At 71.3% G+C, this 20,183-nt stretch carries 20 protein-coding genes; 8 read left to right on the plus strand and 12 right to left on the minus strand.

The features are described 5' to 3' along the window. Positions 1–9: 9 nt before the first annotated feature. The gene (gene moeZ, locus ACYQ1K_RS08320; protein ID WP_459982358.1) at positions 10–1,257 is read right to left on the minus strand and encodes an adenylyltransferase/sulfurtransferase MoeZ; all 1,248 of its coding nucleotides are present in this window, start codon (positions 1,255–1,257) and stop codon (positions 10–12) included. Positions 1,258–1,474: 217 nt separating this feature from the next. Here moeZ and ACYQ1K_RS08325 point away from each other — a divergent pair, with 217 nt between their 5' ends. Both ACYQ1K_RS08325 and ACYQ1K_RS08330 read left to right on the plus strand, forming a co-directional pair. Next, the gene (locus tag ACYQ1K_RS08325) at positions 1,475–2,062 is read left to right on the plus strand and encodes a TetR/AcrR family transcriptional regulator (RefSeq protein WP_459982437.1); all 588 of its coding nucleotides are present in this window, start codon (positions 1,475–1,477) and stop codon (positions 2,060–2,062) included. Positions 2,063–2,090: 28 nt separating this feature from the next. After that, entirely contained in the window at positions 2,091–2,312 is a 222-nt protein-coding gene (locus ACYQ1K_RS08330; RefSeq protein ID WP_459982359.1) for a DUF3107 domain-containing protein, read from the plus strand. Between the two features lie 19 nt (positions 2,313–2,331). On the opposite strand, the gene ACYQ1K_RS08335 is transcribed toward ACYQ1K_RS08330, so the two are convergent. Further along, positions 2,332–3,024 (minus strand): ferritin-like fold-containing protein, encoded by a 693-nt coding sequence (locus tag ACYQ1K_RS08335; RefSeq protein WP_459982360.1) that lies wholly within the window; start codon positions 3,022–3,024, stop codon positions 2,332–2,334. Between the two features lie 190 nt (positions 3,025–3,214). Here ACYQ1K_RS08335 and ACYQ1K_RS08340 point away from each other — a divergent pair, with 190 nt between their 5' ends. Continuing rightward, positions 3,215–4,708 (plus strand): DEAD/DEAH box helicase, encoded by a 1,494-nt coding sequence (locus ACYQ1K_RS08340; RefSeq protein ID WP_459982361.1) that lies wholly within the window; start codon positions 3,215–3,217, stop codon positions 4,706–4,708. Positions 4,709–4,726: 18 nt separating this feature from the next. On the opposite strand, the gene ACYQ1K_RS08345 is transcribed toward ACYQ1K_RS08340, so the two are convergent. Then, the gene (locus tag ACYQ1K_RS08345; protein WP_459982362.1) at positions 4,727–5,506 is read right to left on the minus strand and encodes a ParA family protein; all 780 of its coding nucleotides are present in this window, start codon (positions 5,504–5,506) and stop codon (positions 4,727–4,729) included. Positions 5,507–5,555: 49 nt separating this feature from the next. Between ACYQ1K_RS08345 and ACYQ1K_RS08350 the strand changes: the two genes are divergently transcribed. After that, the gene (locus ACYQ1K_RS08350; RefSeq protein WP_459982363.1) at positions 5,556–6,314 is read left to right on the plus strand and encodes an SDR family NAD(P)-dependent oxidoreductase; all 759 of its coding nucleotides are present in this window, start codon (positions 5,556–5,558) and stop codon (positions 6,312–6,314) included. A 10-nt stretch (positions 6,315–6,324) separates the two neighbouring features. Further along, entirely contained in the window at positions 6,325–7,119 is a 795-nt protein-coding gene (locus ACYQ1K_RS08355; protein ID WP_459982364.1) for a DUF429 domain-containing protein, read from the plus strand. Here ACYQ1K_RS08355 and ACYQ1K_RS08360 read toward each other — a convergent pair. The 4 genes from ACYQ1K_RS08360 to ACYQ1K_RS08375 all read right to left on the minus strand — a co-directional run bounded on the left by ACYQ1K_RS08360 (position 7,106) and on the right by ACYQ1K_RS08375 (position 9,870). Further along, positions 7,106–7,705, minus strand: a complete 600-nt coding sequence (locus ACYQ1K_RS08360) for a MarC family protein (RefSeq protein ID WP_459982365.1) — start codon at positions 7,703–7,705, stop codon at positions 7,106–7,108. The two genes, ACYQ1K_RS08355 and ACYQ1K_RS08360, sit on opposite strands and share 14 nt — an antisense overlap. Then, positions 7,702–8,577, minus strand: coding sequence for a PHP domain-containing protein (locus tag ACYQ1K_RS08365; protein WP_459982366.1), 876 nt, complete (start codon positions 8,575–8,577; stop codon positions 7,702–7,704). The genes ACYQ1K_RS08360 and ACYQ1K_RS08365 overlap by 4 nt, the downstream gene beginning before the upstream one ends. Positions 8,578–8,603: 26 nt before the next feature. Beyond that, entirely contained in the window at positions 8,604–9,236 is a 633-nt protein-coding gene (locus tag ACYQ1K_RS08370) for a DUF6758 family protein (RefSeq protein ID WP_459982367.1), read from the minus strand. 76 nt (positions 9,237–9,312) lie between these two features. Beyond that, positions 9,313–9,870, minus strand: coding sequence for a histidine phosphatase family protein (locus ACYQ1K_RS08375; protein ID WP_459982368.1), 558 nt, complete (start codon positions 9,868–9,870; stop codon positions 9,313–9,315). Positions 9,871–9,908: 38 nt separating this feature from the next. Between ACYQ1K_RS08375 and ACYQ1K_RS08380 the strand changes: the two genes are divergently transcribed. Further along, a complete protein-coding gene (locus tag ACYQ1K_RS08380; RefSeq protein WP_459982369.1) occupies positions 9,909–11,096 on the plus strand; it encodes an MFS transporter in 1,188 nt (395 codons plus the stop codon). Here the strand turns inward: ACYQ1K_RS08380 and ACYQ1K_RS08385 are convergent. The 4 genes from ACYQ1K_RS08385 to ACYQ1K_RS08400 form a co-directional block, all read right to left on the minus strand. After that, positions 11,072–12,109: a MaoC family dehydratase gene (locus ACYQ1K_RS08385; RefSeq protein ID WP_459982370.1), complete on the minus strand. Its 1,038-nt coding sequence runs from the start codon at positions 12,107–12,109 to the stop codon at positions 11,072–11,074. The genes ACYQ1K_RS08380 and ACYQ1K_RS08385 overlap by 25 nt on opposite strands. Positions 12,110–12,226: 117 nt before the next feature. Continuing rightward, the gene (locus ACYQ1K_RS08390) at positions 12,227–13,351 is read right to left on the minus strand and encodes a hypothetical protein (RefSeq protein ID WP_459982371.1); all 1,125 of its coding nucleotides are present in this window, start codon (positions 13,349–13,351) and stop codon (positions 12,227–12,229) included. Continuing rightward, a complete protein-coding gene (locus ACYQ1K_RS08395; protein ID WP_459982372.1) occupies positions 13,344–14,369 on the minus strand; it encodes a hypothetical protein in 1,026 nt (341 codons plus the stop codon). The genes ACYQ1K_RS08390 and ACYQ1K_RS08395 overlap by 8 nt, the downstream gene beginning before the upstream one ends. Positions 14,370–14,442: 73 nt before the next feature. Next, complete coding sequence (locus ACYQ1K_RS08400; RefSeq protein ID WP_459982373.1) at positions 14,443–15,636, minus strand: acyl-CoA dehydrogenase family protein; 1,194 nt, start codon at positions 15,634–15,636, stop codon at positions 14,443–14,445. A 272-nt stretch (positions 15,637–15,908) separates the two neighbouring features. On the opposite strand from ACYQ1K_RS08400, the gene ACYQ1K_RS08405 reads away from it, so the two are divergent. Beyond that, positions 15,909–17,030 (plus strand): endonuclease/exonuclease/phosphatase family protein, encoded by a 1,122-nt coding sequence (locus ACYQ1K_RS08405; protein ID WP_459982374.1) that lies wholly within the window; start codon positions 15,909–15,911, stop codon positions 17,028–17,030. 3 nt (positions 17,031–17,033) lie between these two features. Here the strand turns inward: ACYQ1K_RS08405 and ACYQ1K_RS08410 are convergent, their stop codons facing one another. Beyond that, positions 17,034–18,116: an endonuclease/exonuclease/phosphatase family protein gene (locus tag ACYQ1K_RS08410; protein WP_459982375.1), complete on the minus strand. Its 1,083-nt coding sequence runs from the start codon at positions 18,114–18,116 to the stop codon at positions 17,034–17,036. A gap of 126 nt (positions 18,117–18,242) precedes the next feature. On the opposite strand from ACYQ1K_RS08410, the gene ACYQ1K_RS08415 reads away from it, so the two are divergent. Then, complete coding sequence (locus ACYQ1K_RS08415; RefSeq protein WP_459982376.1) at positions 18,243–20,165, plus strand: alkaline phosphatase family protein; 1,923 nt, start codon at positions 18,243–18,245, stop codon at positions 20,163–20,165. Positions 20,166–20,183 lie beyond the last annotated feature (18 nt).

Genomic DNA, 20,183 nt, shown 5'->3' on the forward strand with positions numbered 1-20,183 from the left:
TGGGGGACGTCAGTACGCCGGCTGCGAGGGGTCGATCTGGTTGACCCACGCGACGACGCCACCACCGACGTGCACGGCGTCGGAGTAGCCCGCGCCCTTCGCGATCGCGAGCGCCTCAGCCGAGCGAACACCGGACTTACAGTGCAGGACCAGCTGCTTCGCGCCGTCGCCGGTCAGCTCCTGGAGCTGGGCGATGGCGTTGCCGTTGAGGAACTCGCCCTTCGGGATGAGGATCGCGCCGGGGATCCGGTTGATCTCGAACTCGTTGGGCTCGCGCACGTCCACCAGGACGAAGTCGCGGCCGCCCTCCTCGCGCTCCTTGATCATGTGCTCGAGCTGGACCACCGAGATCGTGGAGCCGGCGGCGGCATTGGCGGCCTCCTCCGACACAGCGCCGCAGAAGACCTCGTAGTCGATGAGCGAGTCGACCGTCGGCGCGTCGCCGCACAGTGCGCAGTTGGGGTCCTTGCGCACCTTCAGCTTGCGGTAGCTCATCTCGAGCGCGTCGTAGATCATCAGCTCGCCGACGAGCGGGTCGCCGACGCCGGTGAGGAGCTTGATCGCCTCGGTGACCTGGATCGCGCCGATGCTCGCGCACAGCACGCCCAGCACGCCGCCCTCGGCGCAGGAGGGGACCATGCCCGGCGGGGGCGGCTCCGGGTAGAGGCAGCGGTAGCACGGCGCGTCGGCGGCCGCCAACGCCAGCTCCGGGTCCTTGCCGTTGCGCAGGCCGGCCGCGAAGATCGAGGCCTGGCCGTCGAAGCGGTAGATCGAGCCCCAGACATACGGGATGCCGAGGAAGTACGCCGCGTCGTTGACCATGTAGCGGGTCGCGAAGTTGTCGGTGCCGTCGACGATGAGGTCGTAGCCCTCGAAGATGCGGAAGACGTTGTCGTTGTCGAGCCGCTCGCCGTGGACGACCACCTCCACGTACGGGTTCGCCTCCTTGATGGCGTCCCGCGCCGACTCCGCCTTCGGGCGGCCGATGTCGGACTGGCCGTGGATGATCTGACGCTGGAGGTTCGACTCGTCGACCTCGTCGAACTCGACGATGCCGATCGTGCCCACGCCGGCGGCGGCCAGGTAGAGCAGCGCGGGGCTGCCCAGGCCGCCCGCACCGATCACGAGGACATTCGCGTTCTTGAGCCGCTTCTGGCCGGACATGCCCACGTCGGGGATGATGAGATGGCGGCTGTAGCGTCGCACCTCATCGATCGAGAGCTCGACGGCAGGCTCCACGAGCGGGGGGAAGGACACGTCGGTCTCCCTTTCGTTAGGTCGGTTGCGTCCAGGTCGGCCGGACGGTTCTGCGGGGCAATGCTGGTGCAACGCCGCGCACCGGCGTCCATGTTCCCTCGCCGCGCGACGCGCCCCGGAACTCATCCCGTCATCCGGACGGAAGTGGGGCGCAGAGTAGGCTCGGCGCGTGACGACGGACTATGACCTCGAGACCGCTCGCCCCCGGGGTGGTCGCATGCCTCGGCGCGAGCGGCGGGCGCAGCTCCTCGACTCCGCGCTCGAGGTCTTCGTCGCTCAGGGCTACCACGCCGCCGCGATGGACGACATCGCCGACAAGGCCGGCGTGTCCAAGCCGGTCCTCTACCAGCACTTCCCCGGCAAGCTGGAGCTCTACCTCGCCCTGCTCGAGCAGTCCTGCGACACGATCATCGCGAAGTGCCGCGCCGCGCTCGACTCCACGCAGGACAACAAGCAGCGCGTCGCCGCGACGATCGACGCCTTCTACTCCTACGTCGCAAGCGAGTCCGGAGCGTTCCGTCTCGTCTTCGAGTCCGACCTGACCAATGAGCCGGCCGTCCGCGAGCAGGTCGACCGCGTGACCAACGAGTGCGCCGCCGCCATCGCGGAGGTCATCCACGACGACACCGGCCTGCCCGATGCCGCGTCGCGGCTGCTGGCCGTCTCCCTGGTGGGAATGGCCCACGTCAGCTCCCGGTTCTGGCTCGACGAGAGCGGCGGTCTGGCCCGCGAGGAGGCTGCGGCGCTGGTCGCCGGGCTGGCCTGGCGCGGCATCCGCGGCTATCCCAAGGCCGACGAGCACTGACGCATCCCACCCACAAGAAGGAGACCCCGTGGAGGTCAAGATCGGCGTCCAGCACGCGCAGCGCGAGCTGGTCCTGGAGATCGACGAGACGGCCGAGGCCGTCGAGAAGCTGGTGAGCGACGCGATCGCCGGCGGCGGGCTGCTCAGCCTGACCGACAACAAGGGCCGCAAGGTCTACGTCCCTGCCGAGAGGCTCGCCTACGTCGAGCTGGGGACGAGCACGATGGGACACGTCGGCTTCCGCAGCTGACCCCCTCGACCCGCGCGGGTCAGTGCTCCAGGCCGAGACCGGTCATCCGCTCGACGTGGCGCTCGGTGAGCCGCGCGAACATCCGGCCGATGGCGGCGAGGTCGAGTCCGGGCATGTCGATGCCGCCGGCCAGCAGCGCGGAGAGCGCGTCCCGGTCGGCGGCGACCCGCTGCGCCTCGGTGAGCGCCTCCCCCATCAGCCGGCGTCCCCACAGCGCGAGGCGGCCGGCCAGCCTGGGGTCGGCCGCGATCCCGGCGCGGACCCGGTCCACGACGAACTCGGCGTGGCCCGTGTCCTCGAGCGAGGTCAGCACGAGGTCGCGCGTCTGCGGGTCCAGGAACGCCGCGATCTCGCGGTAGAAGTCGTTGGCGAGCCCGTCGCCGACGTATGCCTTGACGAGCCCCTCCCACCAGTCGCTCGGCGCAGTGTGGGCGTGGAACGAGTCGAAGCCGTCGCGGAAGGACTCCATCGCCGCGAACGGGTCGGTGCCGAGCTCGGTGAGCCGTGCGCGGATGAGGTCGACCTTCCCCAGCTGCTGGGCGGCGAACATGCCCAGGACGAGCTTGTCCTCGAGGGTCGGCGCCAGCTTGGCGTCCTCGGCGAGCCGCTCGAACGCGCTGACCTCGCCATACCCCACCGCGGCGAGGAGATCGACGATCGCCTCACGGTAGACGGGGTCGGAGAACGCGGCCGAGTCCACCGATGCAGTCACGTGGCCACCCTACCGATAGGATGACCACCGATTGACTGGCCGCACCGCGCCATCGGCGTCGACGACGACACGAGCCGGCGCCCGCGCGGCCGTGTATGTGCGCGGCGCAGCGCTGATCGCCTCGAAGCTGTGAGTGCCTCCGCCGCACGGACCAGCAACCCGGCGAGCCGCCGGCACACGAAAGCGACAGATGACCACCTTCCGAGAGCTCGGGGTGCACCCCGAGATTTGTGACGCGCTCGAGCGCAAGGGCATCACCACTCCGTTCGCGATCCAGGAGATGACCCTCTCGGTCGCCCTCCTGGGCACCGACCTCATCGGCCAGGCCCGCACCGGCACCGGCAAGACGCTCGCCTTCGGCATCCCGGTGGTGCAGCGCAGCGTCTCCCCCAAGGACCCCGACTACGCCGAGCTGCCGCAGGGCAAGCCGCAGGCGCTCGTGGTCGCCCCGACCCGCGAGCTGGCGCTCCAGGTCTCCGGTGACCTCGCGCTCGCCTCCGAGGACCGCGGACTGCGCGTCCTGACGGTGTACGGCGGCGTCGGCTACGAGCCGCAGACAGAGGCGCTCGCAGCAGGCGTCGACATCGTCGTCGGCACACCCGGACGCCTCATCGACCTGGCCAACCGCCGCGTCCTCGACCTCTCCCACGTGCACGCCCTTGTGCTCGACGAGGCCGACGAGATGCTCGACCTGGGTTTCCTGGAGGACATCCAGCGACTCATCAAGCTGACCCCCGAGACGCGTCAGACGATGCTGTTCTCGGCGACCATGCCCGGTCCGATCGTCTCGCTGGCACGCATCTACATGCGCCACCCGATGAACATCCGCGCCGAGTCGTCGTACGAGAACGCGACGGTGCCGGCCACCGCGCAGTTCGTCTACCAGGCGCACGACCTCGACAAGCCCGAGATGATCGGCCGCATCCTGCAGGCCGAGGACGTCGACAAGGTCGTCGTCTTCGCCCGGACCAAGCGGCAGGCGCAGCGCGTCGCCGAGGACCTCGCCGACCGCGGCTTCCCGGCCGCTCCCCTGCACGGCGACATGGCACAGGTCGCCCGCGAGAAGACGATGCAGCGCTTCCGCGACGGCAAGGTGCAGGTTCTCGTCGCGACCGACGTCGCGGCCCGTGGCATCGATGTGACCGGCGTCTCGCACGTCATCAACTACACGACGCCGGACGACGAGAAGACCTACGTCCACCGGATCGGCCGCACCGGTCGCGCGGGCGCCTCGGGCATCGCGGTCACCCTGGTCGACTGGGCCGACATCCACAAGTGGAAGATGATCAACAAGGCGCTCGACCTGCCGTTCGACGAGCCGGTCGAGACCTACTCCTCCTCCGAGCACTTCCTCCACGAGATGGGCATCCCCAAGGGGACGAAGGGCCGGATCAAGAGGGCCGCCGCGGAGAAGCCGGCTGAGCGATCGCGCGAGGAGCGGTCCGACGCGGAGCGCACTGAGCGGGCACCGCGCAACCGCAGCCGGAGCCGGACCCGCTCGCGCGGCGGCCGCCCGGTCGACGGCGACGCGGCGACAGCGGAGTCGCCTGAGGCCTCCGAGTCCTCCGCCGCGGGCGCCACCGACGGGGAGTCGACGTCGGCCTCCCGCAACCGGCGCCGCCGCCGGTCCTCCGCTGCCGCCCGCGGGGCCGCCGCCGAGGCGGGCGCCTCCAGCGAGAGCTGACTCAGCGACCCTTCGAGATCAGGGTCGCTGAGCGGCGCGTGCGATCAGGTTGGCGGCCACCTCACGGTAGGCCTGCGCCCCCTTGCTGGACCGCGAGGTGGCGAGGATCGACCGTCCCGCTGCCGGAGCCTCGGCGAACTTGATGGTCTTCGGGATGGGTGGCTCGACCACGTCGAGGTCGTAGGTCGCCGAGATCGTGTCGAGCACCGTCCGAGCGTGGGTCGTGCGGCCGTCGTACATGGTCGGAAGGACGCCCCAGACCTCCAGGCCCTTGTTGGTGAAGCGGCGGACGTCGTGCACGGTGTCGAGCAGCTGACCGACGCCGCGATGCGACAGGGTCTCGCACTGCAACGGCACGAGCACCGCATCGGCGGCGGTCAGCGCGGCCACGGTCAGCACGCCGAGCGACGGCGGGCAGTCCAGCAGCACCCAGTCGTAGGAGCCGTCACCCTGGAGCAGCTCCTCGAGCGAGGCCTTGACCACGTGCTCACGGCCGGTGCGGGTGAGCAGATCCGCCTCGGCACGCGCCAGGTCGATCGTGGCCGGCAGCAGGTCGACGCCGTCGTCGGTCTCGAGGATGACCTCCTCGGGATCGAGGCCCTTCGTGAGCACCTCGTGCACCGACCGCTCCAGGTCCTCGGGGTCGACGCCCAGGGAGAAGGTCAGGCAGGCCTGCGGATCGAGGTCGACGAGGAGCACCCGCTGACCGCGCTCCGCGAGCGCCGCGCCGATCGACGCGACAGAGGTCGTCTTGGCGACGCCGCCCTTCTGGTTGGCGACAGCGAGCGTGGTGGTCATCGGGGCCATCATGCCGGACGGCGGAGGCGTCTGGGCCAGACTGAGACGCATGTCAACCGCACTCGTCACCGGCGCCACGGCCGGCATCGGTCACGCCTTCGCCCGCCAGCTCGCCGACCGAGGGCATGACCTCGTGCTCGTGGCCCGCGACGGCGCCCGGCTCCAGGCGGTCGCCGCGGAGCTGCACGGCACGTACGGCGTCACCGTCGAGGTGCTGTCCGCGGACCTGGTCGACCGGGTGCAGCTCGCGCGGGTCGAGGACCGCCTCGCCAGCACCGACCGACCCGTGGACCTGCTGGTCAACAACGCCGGCTTCGGGCTGAGGAGGCGCTTCCTGGACAACACCGCGGACGAGGAGACCGCGATGACCGACCTGCTCGTCATCGCCCCGCTCCGCCTCAGCCACGCAGCGCTCGCGGGGCAGGTCCGCCGCGGCCGCGGCGGCGTGATCAACGTCGGCAGCGTCGCGTCGTACCTGCCGCGCGGCACCTACAGCGCCGCCAAGGCGTGGATCAACAGCTTCACCGCATGGGCCCATCACGAGTACCGCCCGGCCGGCGTCACGGTGATGGCGCTGCTGCCAGGCTTCACCAGGACCGAGTTCCACCAGCGGATGGGCGTGGGCCGCGGATCGGCACCGGACTGGATGTGGCTCGACGTCGACGAGCTGGTCAGCGAGGCGCTGGCGGACTACGACAAGGGCAAGGCGTTCTCGGTGCCGTCGCCGCAGTACAAGGCCATCGTCGGGCTCACGCGCCTGGTGCCTCGCGGCGTGCTGCAGCGGTTCCAGTCGCTCGGGCGCCGCTGAGCGGCGGCCCATGTTCTTCGCCGGCATCGACCTCGCGTGGGGCGAGCGCCGACCCACAGGCCTGGCGGTGCTCGACGATGCCGGCTCGCTCGTCCTCGTCTGCGCGGTCGGGAGCGACGACGAGATCGTCGCTGCCTTGGCGCCGTACGTCGCCGGCGACTGCCTGGCCGCGATCGACGCCCCCCTGGTCGTCCGCAACCCCACCGGCAACCGTCCCGCTGAGGCGCTGCTCAACGCGGACTTCGCCAGGTTCGACGCCGGTGCGCATCCGACGAACACCTCGCGGCCGGAGTTCCGGATCCAGCCGCGGGGCGCACGAGTGGCGACGCGACTCGGCCTTGACATCGACGGGCGGGCCGGCAGCCCGCGCCGGGCGATCGAGGTCTACCCGCACGCGGCCACCGTGGCACTGTTCCGGCTGGGCAGGACACTGAAGTACAAGAACAAGCCCGGACGCGACTTCGACCGGCTCGTCGGCGAGCTCACCGTGCTGCTCGACCTGGTCGAGTCGCTCGCGGACGCCGAGCCGCCCCTCCGGCTCCACGGCGACCCTGCGGCCGACGAGGGCGGACCCCCCGGCTGGGGGGCGCTGCGAGCCGCCGTCCGACGCGCTGAGCGCAAGAGCCAGCTGCGGGTCGTCGAGGACCAGGTCGACGCCATCGTCTGCGCCTACGTCGCCCTCTTCGCGAGCCGCCACCCGGAGCGGACCACGACCTACGGCGATGCCGTGACCGGCTCCATCGTCACACCGACCTTGCCGCCCGGGCTGACGCCGACGGCGCGACGCCCCGCTACTGCTCGATGAAGGCGCGCACCGAGTCGGCCACCATCTGCACCGCGATGGCGGACAGCAGGAGACCCGCGATGCGGGTGACGAGCAGGACGCCGCTCGCGCGGATGAGGCGCAGGATCGGCAACGAGAACCGCATGGCCAGCCACAGCACCGCATGCACCCCGATGATGCCGAGGGCGACGGCGGCGACATCCCCGACGTCGTGGATGCGCCGGGTGAAGACCATGGTGGCCACGATCGCCCCTGGTCCGGCGAGAAGCGGCGTGCCGAGCGGCACCAGGGCGACGTTCGTGCCCGCCGCCGCGGTCGGCTCGTCGTCGTTGCCGGTGAGCAGCTCCAGGGCGACGAGGAGAAGCAGCAGGCCGCCCGCGCCCTGGAGCGCGGCGAGGGAGATCGAGAGGTAGTCGAGGATCCCCTGCCCGAAGAGCGCGAAGACGACGATGACGAAGAACGCCACCAGCACCGCCTGCCACGCCGCACGACGGGCCGTCGCGGCCGAGCGCCCCGAGGTCAGCGAGAGGAAGATGGGGACGGTGCCCACCGGGTCCATGATGACGAAGAGGGTCACGAAGACCTCGACCATCAAGGTGACGTTCACGCGACGACCTGGGGGGTGCTGCGGCCGCTGGCGGCCGATGCGGCGGCTGCGGCGTCGAGCAGTCGCTCGTACTCCTCCGGTGCGGTCGTGTTGATGCCGAGGTCGTGCAGCGTCTTCCCGGCGCCGTGGTAGTCGCTGGAGCCCGTGGCCACCAGACCGAGGTCGCGCGCGATGGCACGCAGCCGTTCGCGACGGTCGGGGTCGTGGTCCTGGTGGTCGACCTCGATGCCGGTCAGCCCGACCTCCTGCAGCGCGGCGAGCTCGGTCTCCCCCGGGCTCTCGGACCGGCTGCGCCCCCACACGTGGGCGATCACCGAGACCCCGCCGGCGGCCGAGACGAGCCGGATGGCCCTGTCCAGCGGGGTGGCGTATCTGCCCACGTACGCCGGCCGTCCGGCCGCGAGCAGCGTGTCGAAGGCCTCGTCCCGGTCAGCGACGACCCCCTTGCGCACCAGCGCGTCCGCCACGTGCGGCCGGCCGGAGGCCGCCGCGTCGGCCGAGACGGCGAGGACGTCGTCGACCGTGAGGTCGATGCCGAGGCCACGCAGCCTCTCCACCATCGCCGGCAGCCGCGAGCGGCGCCCGTCGAGGACGTGGCGCAGCTCGTCGGCGAGCGGAGGATACGTCGGGTCGGGCAGATAGCCGAGGAGGTGGACGCTCCTGCCCTCGTGGGTGGTGCTGATCTCCATCCCCCGGACCAGCTCGATGCCGAGCTCGTGGGCCGTCGCCGCCGCCTCGTCCCAGCCGTCCGCCGTGTCGTGGTCGGTCAGCGCGACGACGTCCAGCCCGGCGGCCTGAGCCGCCCGCACGAGCTCGTCGGGCGAATCGGTCCCGTCGCTCACACGCGAGTGAGTGTGGAGATCGATGCGCACCCGGCGAAGGATAGTGGGAGGGGCCCTCACCAGGACGGCGCCGGGCCTCCGAACGGCACCTCGAGCAGCGCCGGTCCCAGTGCCGACACATCGCGCAGCAGCCAGGGGTCACGCAGCAGCAGCAAGGCCGACGCCGGCCTGATCACCATCCACAGCCACCGGCCACCGCCCTCGCCGGCCAGCACCGAGCGGTCCCACTCGGTGGCGGTGCCGTTGCCGTCGATGGTCGACACGGCCCACAACGGCACGGGCTGACCGTCGAGGCGGACCTTCGAGGCCGGGGGGCCGTCGCCGAGCTCGTGGCCCGGGTCGTCGTGGACGGTCCCGGCGCAGCGTGACCCGAGACCGGTTGCCGGCTCCTCGGCGACGACGATGAGGTCGACCGGGCCGTCCAGCTCGCTCGTGCCGGAGACGCAGGTGTAGGTCGCCGCGCCCTCGATGACGCCGAAGTCGGTGAGCCGCCAGCCGGGGCTGAGCGGCCAGGGGAGGTACGTCGGGACGTGGCCGGCGAGCTCCAGGTGAGCCGCGAACTCGTCGTAGGTCGCCTCGTCCGGCCGCCACAGGGGCGAGACGAGGCCGTGCTCAGGACACGTCCATCCCGAGTCCGGCGTCTCAGCCGGTGCGACGGGCGTGGGGCAGCGCGGACAGCCAGGCGTCACCAGGCCACGGTGTCGGTCGTGCGGGTGGGCCGTCAAGAGGGAGCCCCCCGCCGCCGCACGCACGCTGGCACCGACCTCAGGAGTTCCAGTGCAGGATCACCGGCTGCTCGCGCTCGAGGCCGAGCACGGACAGGGTGGCCGTGTCGAGCCGGAACAGCCGGCCCTCGGTCGCGGGCAGGCCGAGCCAGCGGGCCGCGAGCGCGCGGAGCGCATGACCGTGCCCGAAGACGAGCACGTCGCCTCCCGCGGCGCGGACACGCGCGATGACCCGGTCGAGTCGTGTGCCGACCTGCTCGCAGGTCTCCCCACCCGGGGTGAGGCCGGTCCAGATCGTCCAGCCCGGATCCGTCTCGCGGATCGTGTCCGTGGTGACGCCCTCGTAGGCGCCGTACCCCCACTCGCCGAGGTCGTCGTCGACCACCGCACCCGGGAAGCCGGCCAGCTCCGCCGTCCGGCGAGCGCGCTGACGAGGCGAGGTCAGCACGAGGTCGAAGTCGATGCCGGACAGACGCGGGGCGAGCGCACGCGCTGCCTCCTCACCGTCGGGCAGGAGCGGCACATCGGTCGTGCCGGTGTGCCGCCCGGACACGCTCCACTCGGTCGCACCGTGCCGGACGAGATAGACATCGGTCATCGCCCCCAGTCTGCCAGGGGGTCTGGCAGTCTCGGCGCATGAGTCCCGGTCTGGGCCGCCACCGCGCCGCCGTCGCGGCCGCCTTCGCCACGCAGGGCATGGTGTTCGTCAGCCTCACCACCCGGCTGCCGAGGTTCCGCGACCACTGGGACCTGGGGGAGGTCGGGCTCTCGTTGGTGCTGCTGATGATCGTGCTCCTCGCAGGGGCCGGGTCGGTGGTCGCCGAGCAGCTGGCTCACCGAGCCTCGAGTGCCGCCCTCCTGCGCGCCGGGCTGCTCGCCATCGCGGTCTCGGTGCCGGTGGCGGCGGCCGCGCCGGCGTTCGCCTTCTTCATCGGCGGCCTGGCCGTCTACGGCGTCGCCCTCGGCGTCGTCGACGCGACCACGAACATGCAGGCCGTCGCGCTGGAGCACCGCTACGGCCGCCCCATCCTGCCGTCGTTCCACGGCGCCTGGACCGCGGGAGGCCTGGTCGGCGCCGGCCTCGCGCTCGCGGCCGGGGACGCACCGCTCGCCCTCACCGGAGTCGTCGGCGCCGTGCCGGCCGTCGTCGCCCTCGCGCCGTTCGTCGCCCGTGACCACGGGACGCCGGCCACTGATGCCACGGCCGAGGTGCCCTGGCGGCCGATCCTGCTGGTCGGCCTCGGCATGGTGCTGTTCTACATGGTCGACACGGCCGCACAGACGTGGGGACCGACCTACCTCGACCAGGTCTTCGACACCCCACAGCGGCTGGTCGCGCTGGCGACGTTCCCCTACCTGCTGGCGAGCCTCGTGACCCGCGTCGCCGGCGACTCTCTGGTGGGCCGGTACGGCGCCGTGCGCGTGCTGCGCCTCGGCGCACTGGTCGGCTCGGCCGCGCTCGCCGTCGTCGTCTTCGCCCCGACCTGGCCGGTGGCGGTCCTCGGCTTCACGGTGCTCGGCGCAGGCGTGGCGGTCATCGCACCGTTGAGCTTCTCAGCGGCCGCGCGGATCGCCGGGGGTGCCCCGACGGACTTCGGGTCGACCGAGCGGGCGCGCGTCGATGCCCTGATCGCACGCTTCAACCAGTTCAACTACGTCGGGGCACTCCTGGGGGCCGTGCTGACCGGCCTCGTCGGGGCCGGGAGCCTGCGGGTCGGCTTTGCGGTCCCCATGGTGCTGATCCTGGGGATGCTGCCGTTGGCGCGGGCGTTCGCCCCCGCCCCGCTCGCGCGAAGGCCTCAGAGGGGCATGAGCGCCCAGTAGTCGAGGTCGAGCAGGACGCCGTCGGCGTACGTGCCGTCGTCACCTCGCAGCGTCATCGACTCGTCCCGACCCTTCGTCGCGACCAGCCGCAGGCGGATCGCCCCGACACCCGGGGCCTGCGTCTGCGCCCGGTCGAGCACCTCCGACCAGGCATACACGGTGTCCCCGGCGAACGCCGGTGCGACATGGGAGCCGGCGTTGATCGCCGCGATCAGCTGGGCGTTGGCCAGTCCGTTGAACGAGAGGGCACGAGCCAGGGAGATGACGTGGCCGCCGTAGACCAGGCGCCGCCCGTCCGGCCGCGCCTCGGTGTTGAAGTGGACCTTCGCGGTGTTCTGCCACAGTCGGGTGGCCATCATGTGCTCGGCGTCGGTCAACGTGACTCCGTCGACGTGGTCGATCCGCTCCCCCACCTCGTAGTCACCCAGCCGGTGCGGCTCACCGGCGGCGTTGAAGTCGTAGGCGGTGAAGGTGAGCCCCGGCGGGACCACCAGGTCGCCGGCGGCCACGGCATCCTGCAGGTCGGGGACGACCGCGTCGGGCGCCGACCCCTCGGCCGGCGTGCGCCTGTGGACCATCACCCAGCGCGCCCAGTCGATGACGGTCTCGCCCCGCTGGTTCGTGGCGGTCGAGCGAACGTAGACGACGCCGGACCTGCCGTTGGAGTTCTGCTTGAGGCCGATGACCTCCGAGCGGGTCGACACGGTGTCGCCAGGAGAGACCGGCCGGTGGAAGCGACACTCGGCATAGCCCAGGTTGGCCACCGCATTGAGCGAGACGTCCGGCACCGTCTTGCCGAAGGCGATGTGGAAGGCGACCAGCTCCTCCACCGGGTGGGGGTCGAGACCGACCGACGCGGCGAACTCTGCCGACGACGGGACCGCGAAGCGGGTCGGATAGATCGCCCCGTAGAGCGCTCGGTCTCCTTCGGTGACGGTTCGGGGCGTGGCGTGCTCGAGCACCTGGCCGACCTTGAAGTCCTCGAAGAAGTTGCCCTGGTCGGTCTTCGACATCGCTGTCCTCCGCATCGCCACACTCAGCACTAGCGGCCCCATGATCACGGAGCAGGCTGCCCCTGCGGAACCGCTGCCCGGGTGGGAAAACTCATATCCGCCTGAAGTAGGGCCTGCTCAGACCGTCACCCCGGCACGGACGCCGGCGGCGACGAGATCGGCGAACGCCGCCACCGCGGCGTCGCCGTCAGCCCCTGCCGGCCAGTCAGGAAGCGACGCCACGGCCTCGTCGGCCAGATGGCGACGAAGCGTGGCGAAGGCCTCGGCCGCGACGGCGGTCAGGGCCGCGTCGGCGACCTTGGCGGGGTCGTCGCCGGGAACCTCGGCGGGTGTCAGGTCCGACCAGGACCCCTCCAAGCGCGTCCCGGCCCGGATCAGGCCGTCCACGGTGCGAGTGGTGTGCTTCGTGACCCAGGACGCGACAGGCAGCCCGATCCGCGGCTCGGCGGCTGCGCGAGCGGCAAGGATCTGCTTGGCGACCAGCCGCTTGCGGAAGCGCTTGCCGTCGGTGCGGTCGAGGCCGGCCGCCTCCAGACGGGCGTTCACGCGTTGCAGGAGGACGGCTGAGAGCAGCCCGAGCGAGGCGTTGGCCGACTTCCGGGTTGCGGATGCGGGAGCGAATCCGACCGCGCGAGCGAAGCGCTGGGTGAGCTCGGTGCCGGTGCCTCCTGGCGGGGGCAAGGTCACCACGGTGACGGCATCGTCACCGACGCCCGCAGCCCACCGGCGGACCATCGCCCCGAGGTCCTGCTGTCCCCAGAACAGCCGGCCGGCCTCAGACTCGGACCGCAGCATGCGGCCGTGCGGTCGGCTCCGACGAACGGCGGACGTGTAGTCGGCCCACGGCCATGACCGGCCGTTCTGGATCGTCTCCTGCCACATCGAGACCAGGCTCCGGTTGAGGTCGCGGGCGGTGATGACGACCTCGACCCGCGCGGCCTCGCCAAGGCTGTCGACGACGGCCGCGATCTGCGGGGGCGCGAAGGCGCCCAGATACTCCATCGACACCACCGCCGTGCCGGGCGCATCCGCCATCTCGGCGACGAGGGCGGTCCACAGCTCGCCGTCCGCGCGCCACGTGCGGGCCACCTCCGTGACGGCCCGTGCCTGGTCACCCCACGCCTGGCCCGGCACGAGGATCCCTTGCTCGGCCAGCCTGGCCTTGTCGGCGAACATCAGCTCCTGCAGGCTCGTCGTCCCGGACTTCATGGCACCGACATGGAGGACGACGCGGTCAGCCATCCACGGCACCGCCCGCGGATCGCTCGGGGTCGTCGGCCACGTCGCGTCGCAGGAGCTCCTCGATCGCGTGGAGTGCCGCGTCGAGCTGCGCCTCGACCCCGACCTTCTGCGGGCTGACACCGGCCGAGGGCACCGGCTCGAGGTCGGACAGGTCGCCCACGACCCTGACGCCTGCTGCGGCCAACCCCGTCTGCTGCTGATCGGCCGCTCGGCGAAGCCAGCGGCCGATGGTGAAGCCGATCGCCGGCTCCGCCGTGCGATGTCCGGTCAGGATCCACTTCGCCAGGCCGAACTTCACGTAGCGCGAGTAGTCGGGCCACGGGAGGTCGCTCAACCGGTGATTGAGACGCTCCATGAGCACCGCGGAGGCGGCGCCGAGCGACTCGTTGCCGCTCTCGGGCGCGGCCGACGCCTCGGGCGGCAGCCCCGTCGTCTGGCAGAACCGTTGCCACAACGTCTCCGGGTCGGCGCCTGGACGCGGCAGCGTCACCACGGTGACATGGTCGGCGCCGACCACGTCCGACCACTTCGCGGTCACCGCGACGGCATCCTGCTCCCGCCAGAAGTCCTCGCCCGGGCCGCGGTGGTGGCGCACGCCATCGACGTACTCCCCCCAGGGCCAGGTGCGGCCGTTCTTCACCGACTCCTGCCACATCGAGGGGATCGCCCGGCCGAGGTCGCGCACAGTGACGACCACGTCGAGGGCCGTGCCGCGGAAGGAGTCGACGACGTCGCGCACGCGGTCGACTCCGGCAGCCGCGAGGAACTCCATCGAGATGATGGCCGTCCCCGGGAACCGGTCGATCTCCGACACCATGCGCGACCAGCGGCCCGGCGCCTCGTCAGCGCGGCGGCGGCCGAGGACCTCTCGGACGGCGTCGACGTGGTCGCTCCAGGTGGGGCCCGGGAAGACGAAGCCAGCAGCTGCCAGCCGGTCCGGGGCGTCGACGAGGCGGCTCTGCAGATGACTGGTGCCGGACTTCATGAGTCCGACGTGCAGGACGACGCGCTCAGCCATGGTGGGTCAGGCTAGCGAACCGCGTCCGACGCTCCAGGCTCGGTCCGCTGGACCGCCCTGGCTGCGGCCGCGTTCAGGCCTTGTAGTCCTTGAGCAGGCTGCGGCCGATGATCATCTTCTGGATGTCGCTGGTGCCCTCGCCGATGAGCATGAACGCGGTCTCGCGGTAGAGCCGCTCGATCTCGTACTCCTTGGAGTAGCCATACCCGCCGTGGATGCGGAAGGAGTCCTCCACGACCTCGTTGGCATACTCCGAGGCGACCATCTTCGCCATCCCGGCCTCCACGTCCATCCGCTGGCCGGTGTCCTTCAGCCGGGCGGCGCGGACCATCATGGTGTGGCTGGTCTCGACCTTGGTGGCCATCTCGGCGATCCGGAACAGGATGGCCTGGTGCTCGGCGATCGGCTTGCCGAAGGTCTTGCGCTGCTGGGCGTAGGCCACCCCGAGCTCGAACGCGCGGATCTGCAGACCGCACGCCCGGGCGGCCACGTTGACCCGGCCCACCTCGACGCCGTCCATCATCTGGAAGAACCCCTGCCCGGGGGTCCCGCCCAGGATCTGGTCGGCACCGATGCGGTGGTCCTCGAGGATGAGCTCGGTCGTCTCGACGCCCTTGTAGCCCATCTTGTCGATCTTGCCCGGCACCGTCACACCCTGCGCGGTCTGCCCGAACCCGGCCTCCTTCTCGACCAAGAACGTCGTCATGTTCCGGTAGACGTTGTCGGAGCCCTCGTCCGTCTTCGTCAGCAACGCGACAAGGGTCGAGGTGGCACCGTTGGTCAGCCACATCTTCTGGCCGGTGATGGAGTAGGACCCGTCCTCCAGCCTCGTGGCCTTGGTCGAGACCGCGGAGACATCCGACCCCAGGCCTGGCTCGGACATCGAGAACGCGCCGCGGACCTCACCGGTCGCCATCCGGGGCAGATACTTGGCCTTCTGCTCATCGGTGCCGTGCTGCATCAACAGGTAGGCCACGATGAAGTGGGTGTTGATCACGCCCGACACGCTCATCCAGCCCCGGGCGATCTCCTCGACCACCAGGGCGTAGGCCAGCAGCGACTCCCCCAGACCACCGAACTCCTCCGGGATCGTCAGCCCGAAGACGCCCAGCTCCTTGAGGCCCTCGATGATCTCGGTCGGGTAGGTGTCGGAGTGCTCCAGCTCCTGGGCGACCGGGATGATCTTCTCCTCCACGAACGCACGGATCGTCTTGAGGATCTCCTCCTGGACATCGGAGAGACCTTCGGTCTGAGCGAGGCGACCCATGATGCTCCTAGCGTTCGTCGGTGCGGCGCCGCTGACGCTACCGGGCGGTAGCCGGTCATGGCGTGTGGCTTCTTTCACACCGGCGCGGTGACGGGCGTCAAGACGCCTCACCCAGGCGAACGATTCCAGCTCGCTCGTGGCCCTCGTCTAAGATCACACCTCGGCTTGCGGTGCATCGGGCGCCGCGTGGGAGGTCAACGGTGGGTCGGCGAGGAGGCGCACGCCGCGCGCCTCGCGCTGCCCGTCGGCACTCCCGCGTGACCGCGGCGCGGATGAGCCGCCGCGTGCGGACGGCGGGGATCGCGGCGGCGCTCCTCGCCCTCGGTGTGGTCGCAGGCGTCAACCTGAGCATTCGCGACGGCGGGATCTCGCCCGTCGACTCCGCCCGCCCGCCCGAGAGGGCTGCCGCGCAGACCGAGCTCCGCCCCGCTCCCGCGTCGTCGACGGAGGCGGCGCCCGTCCAGACCGTGGTGCCGGCCGTGCACTTTCGCGACCGGATCCTGACGCTCCCGGAGATGAAGCGGAAGTTCGCCAAGATCGGCCTCCAGCTCACCGATGTCGACCCCACCCAGCCGACCACCTTCACGATCTCGTCGTTCAACGTCCTCGGGTCCAGCCACACCAGCAAGAAGGGCGCCGCGGCGGGCCCTGCACGAGCCGCGAGGGCCGGCGCGCTGGTGCGCCGCAAGGGCGTGAGCGTCGTCGGACTCCAGGAGTTCCAGTCCAACCAGCGGGGGGCGTTCCTCGCGGCCGCAGGCGGCTTCGCGGTCTATCCCGGCAGCAGCGAGGGCAGTCTCAATGGTGAGAACTCCATCGCGTGGGATCCCTCGGACTGGGAGCTCGTGGCGTCCCACACGGTCGCGATCCCCTACTTCTTCGGCAAGCCACGGCAGATGCCGTACGTCCTGCTCCGCAACCTCCACACCCGTCGGACAGCCTGGTTCTCGAACTTCCACAACCCAGCCGACGTCTTCGGCTGCAAGTGCGGCGGCCACCGTGCCGCCGCCACCGACCGCGAGGTGGCGCTCGCCAAGGAGCTGACCGCCGACGGCACGCCGATGTTCACCACCGGCGACATGAACGACCGTGCCGGCTATGCGTGCCGCTATGCCACCTCGGGGCTGCACTCCGCTGACGGCGTACGGCGCGTCGCCAGCGGGTGCGAGCTGCCCGGGAACGAATGGATCGACTGGATCTGGGGCTCATCGCAGGTGACGTTCGCCGACTACGCGCGCGACTACGCGACGCGCACCGGACCCCGGATCTCCGATCACCCGATCATCACGGCCACGGCCCAGATCGCGCCCGCATCGGGTGACTGCAAGAGCTACGACCGGCACGGGAAGACCTACTGGTTCTGCCCGACCGGGCCTGAGGCGCCGCCGCGGCCGTAGCCGTCAGGGCAACGTCGCCGTGACCGAGTTGACCGGGTGGTCGGTCGCCGCGTCCACCAGGGGGCTGTCGTCATGCAGGTAGTCCGTGAACGACACGCCCTTCGTCGCCAGGATCCAGTCGATGGGCGTCGGCGTCGGCGGATGGCACCCGGCCGCGTCGTGACTGCCGCCCGCAGCGAAGACGACCGGCAGCGCCGCCGACATCTCGCAGTAGAACGCGCCCTTGGAGTTCATGTCGCCGACGAGGAAGACCGGCGTTCCGTCCGCGCTCAGCGCCCTGATCGCAGCGACCTCGCGCGCGACCGCCGCGCCGCGCCAGCGGTCGTTGTTCCCGCCACACACGGCACAACCGGTCGCCGGGTTGTGGACGTTGAAGACCCAGAACGCGTCGTCGGTGCCGCGCACGCGCAACTCGACCGTGGGCGTGCGGATCGTCTGACCGTGGAAGTAGGGATAGGTGACCGTCCGGGTCCGCAGAAGCTCGATCCTCTCCTGCCGCCAGGCGATCGTCTGACGACCGTCCGCGGCCTTGCTGCCCGGGCTCGGGAACATCGCCCAGCCCTGACCCATCTGCCGCGCGAACGCGAACGCCTGCGGCGGCTCGAACTCCTGGAATCCCACGACGTCGACGGCGTGGTCGGTCAGGATCCGCACGGCATAGCTCATCCGCCTCTGGTACGGCGTCTTGATGAACGAGTCGCCGCCCCTGCGCGTGTGGGAGGCGCCGAGGACGTTGAACGTCGCGAGCCGGAAGATCGACGGTGTCGCCGCGAGCGACTGAGCCGACTGGGCGAGATCGGAGGCGCCGGCACCGGGCCGCGGCACCCACGGCGTGCCAGCGCCGGAGGGCGTCGCCGACGAGCCCGGGGTCGCCGGACTGGCGTTCGCGCTCGTCCCGGGGCTGGTGGTCGGGGCCGGCCCGAGCGAGGAAGGCGCGCCGCCGGCCGACCGAGCCGCCGATGAGGGCGCGCGGTCCGCCTGCCCGGGCCGCCAGACGAGCTGGAGCACGACCAGCCCGGCGACCACGGCGACGATGGCCGCGACGACGAGGGCGTCCGGAAGCACAGGACGGGACGGGCGGCGCACCGCCTCATTGTCACCGATCGACCGTGAGCATCGACGCCGGGCACGCCGACCCTGCAGCAGCACCACCGTTCCCACCTGCCCCAGTAGTATCGGGGAGCGTTGCTGCCGTCTTCCCCGGAGGCTCCGATGCCCGCGCGACTCCGCCCGATCCGCACGCACGCCCACCGCAGGCTGGTCGCCGCCCTCGCGCTCGGCGTCGTGATCGCCGCCGGTCTCACACTCGGGACAGGCACGATGTCGACACCCGGTGCCGGGCCCGTGACGCTGACCTCCGACATCTCGCTGGCGGCGCAGCCTCCGGGTCCCACCCGCGTCCGGGTCAGCACCTTCAACCTGCTCGGCTATGGCCACACGATGCCGGGTGGCGACCGGTCTGGCTGGCTCGACGGCGTCACCCGTCAGAAGATGGCCGACCAGCTCATCCGAGCCAACGGGCTCGAGGTCATCGGCTTCCAGGAGATGGAGCAGCCGCAGCTGGACCAGTTCAACGCCGACCTCGGGTCGGCCTACGACCTCTTCCCGGGCAACACCTACAAGGGCCCCGCCACCGTCAACGTGCGCGGCAACAGCATCGCGTGGCGCCGCGACAGGTGGACGGCCCTGCAGCGGAGCTACTACGACGCGCCGTACTTCAACGGGACGAACGTCCCCAGACCGGTCGTCCTGCTCCAGAACCGGGTCACCGGGCAGCAGGTCCTCGTCACCAACACGCACAACCCCGCGAACACGAAGGGCGATGCCCAGACCTGGCGCGACCAGTCGGTCGACATCCAGGCACGGACGCTCAACGGGCTGCATGCGGCGCACCCGGGCGTGCCCATCATCTTCACCGGTGACATGAACGACACGCGCCGGTTCTACTGCCGCATCACCGGCAGGACCCCCTTGCGGGCGGCCAACGGCGGCATCCGAACGGCCAGGTCGTGCACGCTCCCGCCGGCGCCTCAGATCGACTGGATCATCAGCACCACCGACGTCGCCTGGAGCGGCTACCAGCAGCTGCGCACGCCGTACGTCAAGAAGACCACCGACCACCCCCTCGTCTGGGCCGACGCGACGATCCGACCCATCGCCGCCCAGCGCGCCGGGATCTCCCGGGTCGTCGTGGTCGACATCGAAGGTCTGCCGTCGGCTGCGATCTCCAGCGCCCATGCCCGCTACGCGCCCCACCTGCGCCGGCTCGCCGCCGCCGGAGCGGCCACCCTCAACGCCCGCACCGACCCCACGACCACCGCGGCCCTGCCCAACCTCGTCTCGCTCCTGTCGGGGCGCCCGGTCGCTCGCGCGTACGGCGGCCACGGCGTCACCTGGCTGAAGGACCAGCCGGGCCGCAAGGGCCGCTCGACGATCAGGGAGGGCAGCGGCCGCTACGTGCCGACGCTGTTCGACACCGTGCACGACTGGGGCGGCTCGACCAGCTTCATGTCCTCGGACCCGTCGGGGGCGCTGGTCCGCCGCTCCTACGACGCCGCCCACGGTGCGGCCGACCGTCAGGGTGTCAGCTACGGCAAGGCCAAGCTGAGCGTCTCGAGCGTGCGCTCCTCCGACAGCTCGGTCGTGAGGGTGCTGAGGGCGCAGCTGCGTGCCAACCCTCGCCGGGTGTCGGTCGTCCAGCTCAGCAGTCTCCGCGTCGCCGGGCAGCAGCACGGCTTCCTGAGCCCGGCCTACCTCAGGACGCTCCGGCAGGTCGACGCCGAGGTCGGCGCGATCCGGGCGTCGATCGCCCGGAGCCCGCGCCTGGCCCGCTCCACCCTGCTCGTCGTCACCGCCGACTCCGGCGGCCACGGGCGCAGCGCGGTGAGCCAGTCGCTCTCCGGCTTCCAGGTGCCGCTGATCGTGTGGGGCCACGGCGTCCCGGGTGCGACCGACCTCTACGCCCTGAACCCGGCGTACGGCTGGCCCGGCATCCGGCAGGTCGGCTACGCGGGTCGCCAGCCCATCCGGCCGCACGATGTGGCGAACCTGGTCACCGGCGTGCTGGGCTACCCGGCTGTCTCCGGCAGCCGGACGCGGACGACGCAGGACTTCAACGTCTTCGTCACGCGGTGACCCGGCCGCTAGCGTTCA

The sequence above is a fragment of the Nocardioides sp. AN3 genome (genome assembly GCF_054653495.1).

Excerpts from the sequence above, each read along its gene's own strand:
- ACYQ1K_RS08325 (WP_459982437.1), top strand. The coding sequence starts at position 1,475 with ATGCCTCGGCGCGAGCGGCGGGCGCAGCTCCTCGACTCCGCGCTCGAG.
- ACYQ1K_RS08340 (WP_459982361.1), top strand. The coding sequence starts at position 3,215 with ATGACCACCTTCCGAGAGCTCGGGGTGCACCCCGAGATTTGTGACGCG.
- ACYQ1K_RS08345 (WP_459982362.1), bottom strand. The coding sequence starts at position 5,506 with ATGACCACCACGCTCGCTGTCGCCAACCAGAAGGGCGGCGTCGCCAAG.
- ACYQ1K_RS08350 (WP_459982363.1), top strand. The coding sequence starts at position 5,556 with ATGTCAACCGCACTCGTCACCGGCGCCACGGCCGGCATCGGTCACGCC.
- ACYQ1K_RS08355 (WP_459982364.1), top strand. The coding sequence starts at position 6,325 with ATGTTCTTCGCCGGCATCGACCTCGCGTGGGGCGAGCGCCGACCCACA.
- ACYQ1K_RS08375 (WP_459982368.1), bottom strand. The coding sequence starts at position 9,870 with ATGACCGATGTCTATCTCGTCCGGCACGGTGCGACCGAGTGGAGCGTG.
- ACYQ1K_RS08380 (WP_459982369.1), top strand. The coding sequence starts at position 9,909 with ATGAGTCCCGGTCTGGGCCGCCACCGCGCCGCCGTCGCGGCCGCCTTC.
- ACYQ1K_RS08385 (WP_459982370.1), bottom strand. The coding sequence starts at position 12,109 with ATGTCGAAGACCGACCAGGGCAACTTCTTCGAGGACTTCAAGGTCGGC.
- ACYQ1K_RS08390 (WP_459982371.1), bottom strand. The coding sequence starts at position 13,351 with ATGGCTGACCGCGTCGTCCTCCATGTCGGTGCCATGAAGTCCGGGACG.
- ACYQ1K_RS08395 (WP_459982372.1), bottom strand. The coding sequence starts at position 14,369 with ATGGCTGAGCGCGTCGTCCTGCACGTCGGACTCATGAAGTCCGGCACC.
- ACYQ1K_RS08400 (WP_459982373.1), bottom strand. The coding sequence starts at position 15,636 with ATGGGTCGCCTCGCTCAGACCGAAGGTCTCTCCGATGTCCAGGAGGAG.
- ACYQ1K_RS08405 (WP_459982374.1), top strand. The coding sequence starts at position 15,909 with ATGAGCCGCCGCGTGCGGACGGCGGGGATCGCGGCGGCGCTCCTCGCC.
- ACYQ1K_RS08415 (WP_459982376.1), top strand. The coding sequence starts at position 18,243 with ATGCCCGCGCGACTCCGCCCGATCCGCACGCACGCCCACCGCAGGCTG.